General features: G+C 44.1%; 5 protein-coding genes and 1 pseudogene. 4 read left to right on the forward strand and 2 right to left on the reverse strand.

Annotated elements, in window-relative coordinates:
- Positions 1 to 21 precede the first annotated feature (21 nt).
- The 4 genes and pseudogenes from WBA89_RS15380 to WBA89_RS15395 form a co-directional block, all read left to right on the forward strand.
- Positions 22 to 2,088: pseudogene (locus WBA89_RS15380) on the forward strand (ATP-binding protein); the annotation flags it as partial.
- Positions 2,081 to 3,514: a hybrid sensor histidine kinase/response regulator gene (locus WBA89_RS15385; protein ID WP_424407852.1), complete on the forward strand. Its 1,434-nt coding sequence runs from the start codon at positions 2,081 to 2,083 to the stop codon at positions 3,512 to 3,514. The pseudogene WBA89_RS15380 and the gene WBA89_RS15385, both read left to right, overlap by 8 nt.
- A 232-nt stretch (positions 3,515 to 3,746) precedes the next feature.
- Positions 3,747 to 4,142 carry a response regulator gene (locus WBA89_RS15390; protein ID WP_424407854.1) on the forward strand — a complete coding sequence of 132 codons (396 nt, stop codon included), beginning with the start codon at positions 3,747 to 3,749 and terminating at the stop codon, positions 4,140 to 4,142.
- Complete coding sequence (locus WBA89_RS15395; protein ID WP_424407856.1) at positions 4,139 to 6,745, forward strand: PAS domain S-box protein; 2,607 nt, start codon at positions 4,139 to 4,141, stop codon at positions 6,743 to 6,745. The genes WBA89_RS15390 and WBA89_RS15395 overlap by 4 nt, the downstream gene beginning before the upstream one ends.
- Positions 6,746 to 7,393: 648 nt before the next feature.
- On the opposite strand, the gene WBA89_RS15400 is transcribed toward WBA89_RS15395, so the two are convergent.
- Both WBA89_RS15400 and WBA89_RS15405 read right to left on the reverse strand, forming a co-directional pair.
- Complete coding sequence (locus tag WBA89_RS15400; protein ID WP_424407858.1) at positions 7,394 to 8,467, reverse strand: hypothetical protein; 1,074 nt, start codon at positions 8,465 to 8,467, stop codon at positions 7,394 to 7,396.
- A 101-nt stretch (positions 8,468 to 8,568) separates the two neighbouring features.
- The coding region (locus WBA89_RS15405; protein ID WP_424407860.1) for an energy transducer TonB at positions 8,569 to 9,188 on the reverse strand (620 nt) is incomplete at its 5' end.

Below are 9,188 nucleotides of genomic sequence, written 5' to 3' on the forward strand. Positions count from 1 at the left end.
AATAAAAAAGAAGTGTTTCAAGCCGAAACCAGTGTCAACCCCTCAACACAAGCTACAGTAAAATATCTAGCAGCTCTTTTTGTAAAATTACAAAATATTACAACTTCCTATCTCTTGAATTTTGAAATAAACGGAAAACGACAATTTGTAAAAGTTCTACCATTCCAAGACGGCAAAGGTTTAGACTGGCTGATTGTAGTAGTCGTTCCCGAAGCAGATTTCACCGAAGAAATCAATAACAATACCCGCACGACGATTGGGCTGTGTTTCGCAGCTTTACTAATAGCTGTCTCCATTGGCATCCAAACTTCTCAATGGGTGACAAATCCTATTTTGCGATTAAATACAGCAGCCAAAAATATTGCTAAAGGTGAATGGGACAAAACACTAGAAAGTCAACGCTCTGACGAATTGGGAGAATTAGCCAAATCCTTTAACAGCATGGCTCAACAGCTCCAACAATCTTTTGAAACCTTAGAACAGCGAGTGCGGGAGCGAACTGCCGAATTGGCCGTAGCTAAGGACAAAGCCGAAGTAGCAAATCAAGCTAAAAGTGCCTTTCTGGCTAACATGAGCCACGAATTGCGATCGCCCCTCAATGCAATTCTCGGCTTTTCCCAACTGATGACTCGCAGCCAAACCCTATCCCCAGAACATCAAGAAAATATTAGCATAATTAATAGCAGCGGAGAACACCTGCTCACCCTGATTAATAACGTCCTCGATTTATCTAAAATTGAATCGGGGCGCACCACCCTCAATCCCAAAAAGTTCAACCTCTATCAACTGCTAAACGACTTGGAAGATATGTTTCAGCTTAAAGCAGATGACAAGCACTTACAGCTAGTTTTCGAGCGCAGTCCCGACCTGCCGCAGTACGTAGAAACTGACGAGTTGAAATTGCGGCAAATCTTAATCAATCTGCTCAACAACGCTCTAAAATTCACAAATGAAGGCGGTGTTGAGGTCACAGTTAGCAGGCAGTCATCAGCTAAGAATAGCAAGCAAGAAGGAGAAAAAGTTTACCCTTCAAAACTATCAAAAAATACAAATATTGCCGCAAATGATAGTAGTGAAATATCCCAAATAATTCATTCGGAAAACGCGAGTTATGCAGCCAAAAATAACGGTTTAGGTTCTACCTCTTACTTATTTCTTCATTTTGAAGTCAAAGATACCGGCCCAGGTATTGCTGCCAACGAATTAGACAATCTTTTTGAAGCTTTCGTGCAAACCCAAGCAGGCAAAGATTCGCAAGAAGGTACAGGCTTGGGATTGCCAATCAGCCGCAAATTTGTGGAATTAATGGGCGGCGAAATGAGCGTCAGTTCTGCTGTAGGGGAGGGAACTAATTTTAAGTTTGACATTCAAGTGATTGCGGTCGATGCGAGTGATATTGAAAGCCCAAAACCGACCCGCAATGTGATTGCACTCGCACCCAACCAACACCCCTATCGAATTTTGATAGTAGACGATAAACCGCTGAACCGTCAACTGTTAATAAAACTTCTCAATCCTCTAAATTTTGAGCTAAAAGAAGCTGTTAACGGTGAAGAAGCTATTGAGATTTGGGACAGTTGGGAACCGCATTTAATTTGGATGGACATGAGAATGCCCGTAATGGACGGCTACGAAGCAACAAAACACATTAAAGGTACGATTAAAGGTCAAGCTACTGCTGTTATTGCGCTGACAGCGAGCGTTTTGGAGGAAGAACGGGCGGTTATTTTGTCGGCGGGCTGCGATGCTTTTATGCGGAAACCTTTCCGGGAAGCCGATATTTTTGATGCTATGCACAAACATATCGGAGTGCGCTATATTTATGAAGATCCGGGTCAAGCTAATTTATCGGCAATCCCAGAACGCGATCGCGAAATGACTGAGGCTGATTTCGTGAAATTGCCTGAGTCGCTGGTAGCGGATTTAAAGCTGGCAATACTGAATGCAGATATGGATTTAATTGAAAGCTCGATCGAGCAAATTCGATTAAAGGATACAGTAACGGCTAGTGCGATCGCCAATTGTATAGAAAATTTCGAGTACGACAAAGTATTAAAGTTAATTTCTCAAGCAAGCTCACATGAATAACCACATTCCTAGCACCGATCGCGGCAATATTTTAGTAGTTGACGACACCCCAGCTAATTTGCGGCTGCTAGCTGGAATTTTGAATGGCAATGGCTATAAAGTCCGCCCCGTACCTAGCGGCGAATTAGCGCTTTCTGCTGCCAAAGGTATGCCTCCAGATTTAATTTTGCTGGATATTATGATGCCCGAAATGAACGGGTATGAAGTTTGCGAAAAAATCAAAGCTGACGATCGCACTCGCGACATTCCTGTAATTTTTATTAGCGCGATTAATGACGTACTCGATAAGGTCAAAGCCTTTGCTGTCGGCGGGGTAGATTATATTACCAAACCCTTTCAAATGGAAGAGGTTTTAGTTAGGGTAGAAACCCATTTAGCCATGTGCCATTTGCGGAAAAAGCTCCAACAAAAAAATGATGAACTCACAGTCACTTTAGACGAACTGCACGCAACTCAGCATCAATTAATTCAATCCGAAAAAATGGCAGCCTTGGGGCAACTGATTGCGGGGATTGCTCACGAAATCAATACCCCGCTGGGGGCGATTCGCTCGTCTATTGGCAATATTACCAGCTTTTTGGATAACAATCTCGAAACTTTGCCAGTTTTTTTTAAAGAACTCTCCGCCGAACGCCAGCAAGATTTCTTGAGTTTGATGTACAGTTCCCGCCAACAAAACTACGCTTTATCTACGCGAGAAAAACGGGAATTGAAAAGAGGCGTAAAGCAGCAACTACAATCCGCAGAAATTGACAATGCTGACAGCCTAGCCAATATTTTAGTCAACATAGGATTGCAGGGAAACCTGGAAGAATTCTTGCCCTTGCTCAAAGATCCCGAAAGCGAAAACATTATTAAAACCGCTTACGATTTTGCGAGCATTCACAGAAGCGCCAAAACCATAGCTACCGCTACAGAACGCGCTGCTAAAGTCGTTTTTGCCCTGAAAAGTTATGCGCGTTACGATATCAATAGCGAAAAATTACAGGTGAATATTACTGAAGGAATTGAAACTGTATTGACTCTTTATCAAAACCAGCTCAAGCAGGGTGTGGAAATAGTCAGAAACTATGAAGCTGAATTGCCTGCCGCACTGTGTTATCCCGACGAACTAAATCAAGTTTGGACTAATTTGATTCACAATGCCTTACAAGCGATGGAAAATCAAGGAACTCTAACAATTGACGCGATACAGCAAGATACCAACGTTGTCGTAAAAATTACCGACAGCGGAAAGGGAATTCCACCAGAAATTTTGCCTAAAATTTTTGAGCCGTTTTTTACCACCAAACCTGCCGGAGAAGGCAGCGGGTTAGGATTGGATATCGTTGAAAAAATCATTAAAAAACATCAGGGTAAAATTGATGTGAAGTCTGTGCCCGGGCAAACAGAATTTACAGTGTCTGTGCCGATTAATTTAATTTAATAGTTGACACTCCCCAGACATCTAAGCTGTCGCGCATTTAAATTGTATATTCTGGGCGGGCTTTGGGACTCGCCCCACTCAGGGTTCGATCGTTTTTTAACAGACAATTTAAATGCACAAAAGCTGAGCAGGGGCTAAAAATTTGCAGTCTACCCCGCACCATGTAGAATTTAGACAACGATGTGCTTGCCAATCGGGATTCACTCAGCCAGACTAAAGGAGAAAATTAGCGATGTCTAAACCAGCAATTTTGTGTGTTGACGATGAATTAGCAGTGTTGGAAAGTCTGGAAATTGAACTGCAACAGGCATTTAACGGTACATATCTTTGCGAATTTGCTGAAAGCGCAGCAGAAGCACTGGAAATTATTGAAGAGCTATGTGAAGATGAGGTTAACATTCTAGTGATTGTCTCTGATTGGTTGATGCCCGGAATGAAAGGAGATGAGTTGCTGATTGCAATTCATCAAAAATATCCGCAAATTGTGACAGTGATGCTGACGGGGCAAGCCGACGCAGAAGCAATCGATCGCGCAAAAACTCAAGCAAATCTTCATGCTTTCATACAAAAGCCTTGGAAAAATCAAGAATTAATTGAAGCAATTAAGTCTGGTCTAGCAAATTTATGAAAAAACCAGTCATTATTTGTGTTGATGATGAGCAGACTATACTCGATAGTCTGGAAATAGACTTGCTCAAAGCCTTTGAAGATAAATATTTAATTGAAACTGCCGAAAACGGCGAAGAAGCTTTAGAGTTGCTGTCAGAACTTTTAGCAGAACAGTATGAAGTTCCTTTGGTTATTTCCGATCATATCATGCCGAAGATGAAAGGAGACGAGCTATTGAGGAGCGTTCATGCCATCTCGCCGAACACTCTCAAGATTATGCTGACGGGGCAGGCAGATTTGGAGGCCGTAGCCAATGCTATTAACTATGCTAAATTGTACCGATACATACCTAAGCCTTGGCAATCTGACGACTTAAAATTAACCGTTACTGAAGCAATATACAAATATTTTCAAGACAAACAATTAGCTGAAAAACAAATAGAACTTCAGGAGATGAATCAGGAGTTGGCAAGATTAAACCGCAAGCAGGCGATGCTGATTTCCAAACTCCACGAAAACGAAAGTCGGTTGACGCAATATCTGGAAGCTATGCCGCTGGGCGTGTGCGTGCTCGATGCTAACGGTCAATCTTTTTATGCTAATCAGAAGGCGCGGGAGGTCTTTGGTAAAGGCACTGTGCCGCATATTAATTCGGAGCAGAAAGCGGCAATTTATCAATTTTATAAAGCCGGAACTAATGAGAGATGTCCTGTGGAAGAGTTGCCAATTATGCAGGCGCTCCGGGGCGAAACAGTGCGGACTGAGGGTGTAGAAATTAGGACTGGGAATAAGGTTATTCCGGTGGAGAGTTGGGCGACTCCTATTTATGATTCTATCGGCGATATTTCTTACGGGATTATTGCTTTTACTGATATTACGGAACGCAAGCAAGCGGAAGCAGCACTGGTGCAAGCTGAAGAAAAGTATCGCCAAATATTTGAAAATGCTCTTGAAGGTATTTTTCAGACTGCACCTGACGGAAAATTGCTCAGCGCTAATCTTGCTCTGGCTCAAATCTACGGCTATGATTCCCCTGAAGAGTTGATGTCTAGTGTTAATGATATTCAGCGGCAATTATACGTGCAACCGCAGCGCCGTCAAGAGTTTTTTGCAATGATGGAACAGTACGGTACTGTGTCTGAGTTTGAGTCGGAAGTTTACCGCCGAGATGGTAGTGTTATCTGGATTTCTGAGGACGCGCGCACTATTTTTGATGCTAGCGGTGAGGTGCTTTACTATCAGGGTTTTACTGAGGATATTACTTTGCGAAGAGTGGTGGATGTGGAACGGATCAGGTTTACGAATGATTTGGAAAAAGCTTTGGTAGCTCAAGAAAAGTTAAATGAAGCGCTGTTAGAAAGTGAAAGTCGGCTGACTCAATTGCTGGAAGCGGTGCCGGTGGGTATATTTGTGGTAGATGGTGTCGGAAAACCTTGCTACATGAATTCTTGGGCTGAGAAAATATTTGGCAAAGGCTTGGTTTCTGATGTTGTTCTTAGCAGTTTATCGGAATTTTATCAAACTTACCGTGCTGGAAGCAATGAGCTGTATCCGCACGAAATTCAACCGATTGTGCGGGCGCTGCGGGGGGAAGTGGTGCACGTTGACGATGCGGAAGTTCACCGCCGGGAGAAGATTGTGCCGATCGAGGTTTGGGCGACTCCAATCTACGACGAACGGAAAAACATAGTTTACGCGATCGCCGTTTTTCAAGACATCACAGAGCGTCAACAGGTAGAAACCGAGCGCCGCCAATTCACAAACGATCTGGAAAAAGCTTTAGCAGCCGAAGAAAATTTAACAGATGCTTACGGGCGGTTTGTGCCGCACCAATTTCTCCACTTTCTGGGATATGAAAGTATTCTGGACGTAAAATTAGGCGATCAAGTGCAGAAAGAAATGTCGGTGCTGTTTTCAGATATTCGCGATTTCACTGCTCTTTCTGAGACTATGAATCCTGAAGAAAATTTTCAATTTATTAATGCTTATTTGTCGCGAATGGAGCCTGCAATTACTGAAAATTTTGGGTTTATTGATAAATACATTGGCGATGCGATTATGGCGCTGTTTAATGGCAGTGCGGACGATGCTGTGAAAGCTGGAATTGCGATGCTAGAACAGCTTAACGAGTACAATATTAATCGCCATCGACCCGATCGCCCGCCACTGCAAATTGGCATTGGCATCAATACGGGTTCTTTGATGTTAGGCACGGTTGGCGGCCAAAGTCGGATGGACAGCACGGTGATCAGCGATGCGGTAAATTTAGCCTCCCGCGTGGAAGATTTGACGAAAGAGTATGGAGTCTCGATGTTAATTACTCAAAATACTTTTATACAGTTGAACGAAGTTTACGATTTTAGATTGATCGATCGCGTCACAGTCAAAGGTAAATCGCAATTGGTAACGATTTATGAAGTATTCAGCGGAGATCCGCCGGAGTTGCGACAGAAAAAGTTAGACACAAAAACAATCTTTGAGGAAGGTTTGGTATTGTACAATAAGGAGAGGTTTGCCGAAGCGAGAAGATTGTTTTCAGAGTGCCGGCAAATCAACCGTGAGGATAAGGTATTTCAAATTTATATGCAGCGATGCGTAAAACGGGCGATATATTCTATTTGACACTCCTCGGTGGATCGGGCGCGAGAATTATGAAGGACAAACTTTGGTGGATGAATCCGCCCAAAATATAATTTTTAAAAGATTTTTTAGCCAGGTAAATGTATTTAAATTAATTTGATAGAGAAGAGCAGACAGTAACTATAGCCTTTCGATCGTAACATGAGGTGCTAGGAGTGGCCTCCGCGGGCATACCTCGCAACGCGATCGAATCGCTATAGCTGCTACTGTACTTCATGAATCTAGAATATGCTGTAAATAATACCATTTCTCTAAAATCATGCAATACTCTCCGACCCCCCCTACCCCCCCCGATGCTTTGGGGGGGGACAAGAATACTGTTGCATTATTTTTTGAAATTGGTATAAAGTTAGGATCGGCCATTTCTACGACTGTCAACTGACGCAGAGGAGACGCAAGAATACGCTTGCGGAGCAGACTCCTAATAAGCGTCATTCGATTTTAGATTTTAGATTTTAGATTTTAGATTTTAGATGCAAGGATTTACCCACGGATAAATTCGGGGGATTGACGATTTTAGATTTTAGATGCAAGGATTGATTCCACGGATAAATCACGTGGCGGGTACCACCTTTGAAATTATTGGTCAAAAATCACCGCACATGAAAGAACGGTGATTCTGTCAAAGGGTTATTTTTTAATTTGACCCTGTTGCCAATTTCCTTCTACCTTCGTTCCATCTGCATAAACGTAGGAACCTTGACCGTGTTTTTGACCGTTGAGGAATTGACCTTCATAGCGATCGCCATTAGCATAGGTACACTTGCCTTTACCGCTGAACTGACCCTCGCTAAATTCGCCTTCGCAGCGATCGCCATTGGCAAAAATATAAACTCCATTTCCGCTCATCTTACCCTTGACAAAAATGCCTTTATAGCTATTGCCATTAGCAAACTCGCGGACACCCTCACCATTAAATTCTCCATTCTCGAACGGCCCTTGATAACGTCCCCCTTCTTTAAAAGTTAACAACCCCTGACCTTGAGCGTTGCCCTTGACAAACTCTCCTTCATAGCGGTTGCCGTTCGGATATTCGCGAACCCCTTTGCCATCAAATTGCCCTTCACTAAACTGCCCCTGATAACTACCTCCGACCGCAAAAGTATAGGTTCCCTGTCCGTGAGGCAAGTTACTCAACAACTCTCCTTCGTAGCGGTTCTTATTAGCATATTGACAGACTCCTTTACCGTTAACTTTGCCTTCTTTAATATCTCCTTCGCAACGAGTGCCATCACTGAAGGTAAAAGCCCCCCGACCGCTGGGAGAACCATTGGTAAAAGAGCCTTCATAACGAATGCCGTTAGTGGAAGTAAAAGTACCTGTACCGTCGAATTCACCGTCTTTAAAAGTTCCTTCGTAGCGGTTGCCGTTAGCAAATTCGCGGACACCTTGACCGTTGAATTGCCCGCCGGCAAATTCTCCTTGGTATCGACCTTCTGCTTTAAATGTGTAGGTTCCCTTACCGTGAGGTTGGCCGTTGAGAAATTGCCCTTCATAGCGATCGCCATTGGCATATTCGCACCTAGCGGGCCCGCTGAGTTTGCCCTCGCTCAATTCTCCCTCACAACGTCCGCCATCGGGTAAAGTAATCACTCCTGCCATTGCGCTGTCAGGGTTGACAAATAACTGAGCAATTCCCAAGTTGGAGCCAAGTAATAGAGCGAATCCAAATCGCTGAAGTTTACTTAATATTGCTGGCGACATTCCAAAATTCATAATTCACACAAAATTCAATTTTTAGATTTACAGTTGCTTTCTTGGTGCTATTGAATTCCCAGCCAAATTGCTAGGTTTCCAGAAAATACCTACTCATTGAGCCGGAAGGTAATAGAAGCTGTTTTTCCTTGAATGCCGCTTTCTGATGAGGCAAATTTCCATCTTTCTACTGTTTTAATCGCTGCGCGATCGAAGTCGTCGTATTTGCTAGAAGTCAAAATCGCGATGTTGAATGCCTTACCGTTGGGGTCAATATCAAACTTGACTGTCACTTGACCCTGCCGCCCTTCTTTTCTGGCGGCGCTGGGATATTCAGGTTTACCGCAGCTAATGCAAGTGCCCGGTGCCGGGCCCGAAGCAGGGGAAGCACTCCCCCCTCCACCAGAGTTTTTCGGTTTTGGCACTGAGCCCGAACCACTGCCAAAGGGCTCTGAAGATCCCCCCCCGCCAGTTCCACTACCACCGGATGCTGAGTTCGAGGGACTTCCTCCTGGGTTTGTGACATCGGCGATCGCACTTCCGGAATTGCTGCCGCTTCCCGGCCTGGTAGCTGTGACAGGCGGGCCGGCTGCGGGCGATCGGGCTATGGGGCCAGAACCGCCCGCAAATGGCTCTGAGGAAGAGCTTCCGCTTTCACTCTGGGCGGGATTTCCTGCTGGGCTTGTGACATCGGCGATCGCACTTCCCGAATTGCTGCCGCTTCCCGGCC

Origin of the sequence: Microcoleus sp., from assembly GCF_049646505.1 — a bacterium.
In the GTDB taxonomy this organism is placed as follows: Bacteria; Cyanobacteriota; Cyanobacteriia; order Cyanobacteriales; family Microcoleaceae; genus Microcoleus.

Excerpts from the sequence above, each read along its gene's own strand:
- WBA89_RS15385 (WP_424407852.1), top strand. The coding sequence starts at position 2,081 with ATGAATAACCACATTCCTAGCACCGATCGCGGCAATATTTTAGTAGTT.
- WBA89_RS15390 (WP_424407854.1), top strand. The coding sequence starts at position 3,747 with ATGTCTAAACCAGCAATTTTGTGTGTTGACGATGAATTAGCAGTGTTG.
- WBA89_RS15395 (WP_424407856.1), top strand. The coding sequence starts at position 4,139 with ATGAAAAAACCAGTCATTATTTGTGTTGATGATGAGCAGACTATACTC.
- WBA89_RS15400 (WP_424407858.1), bottom strand. The coding sequence starts at position 8,467 with ATGTCGCCAGCAATATTAAGTAAACTTCAGCGATTTGGATTCGCTCTA.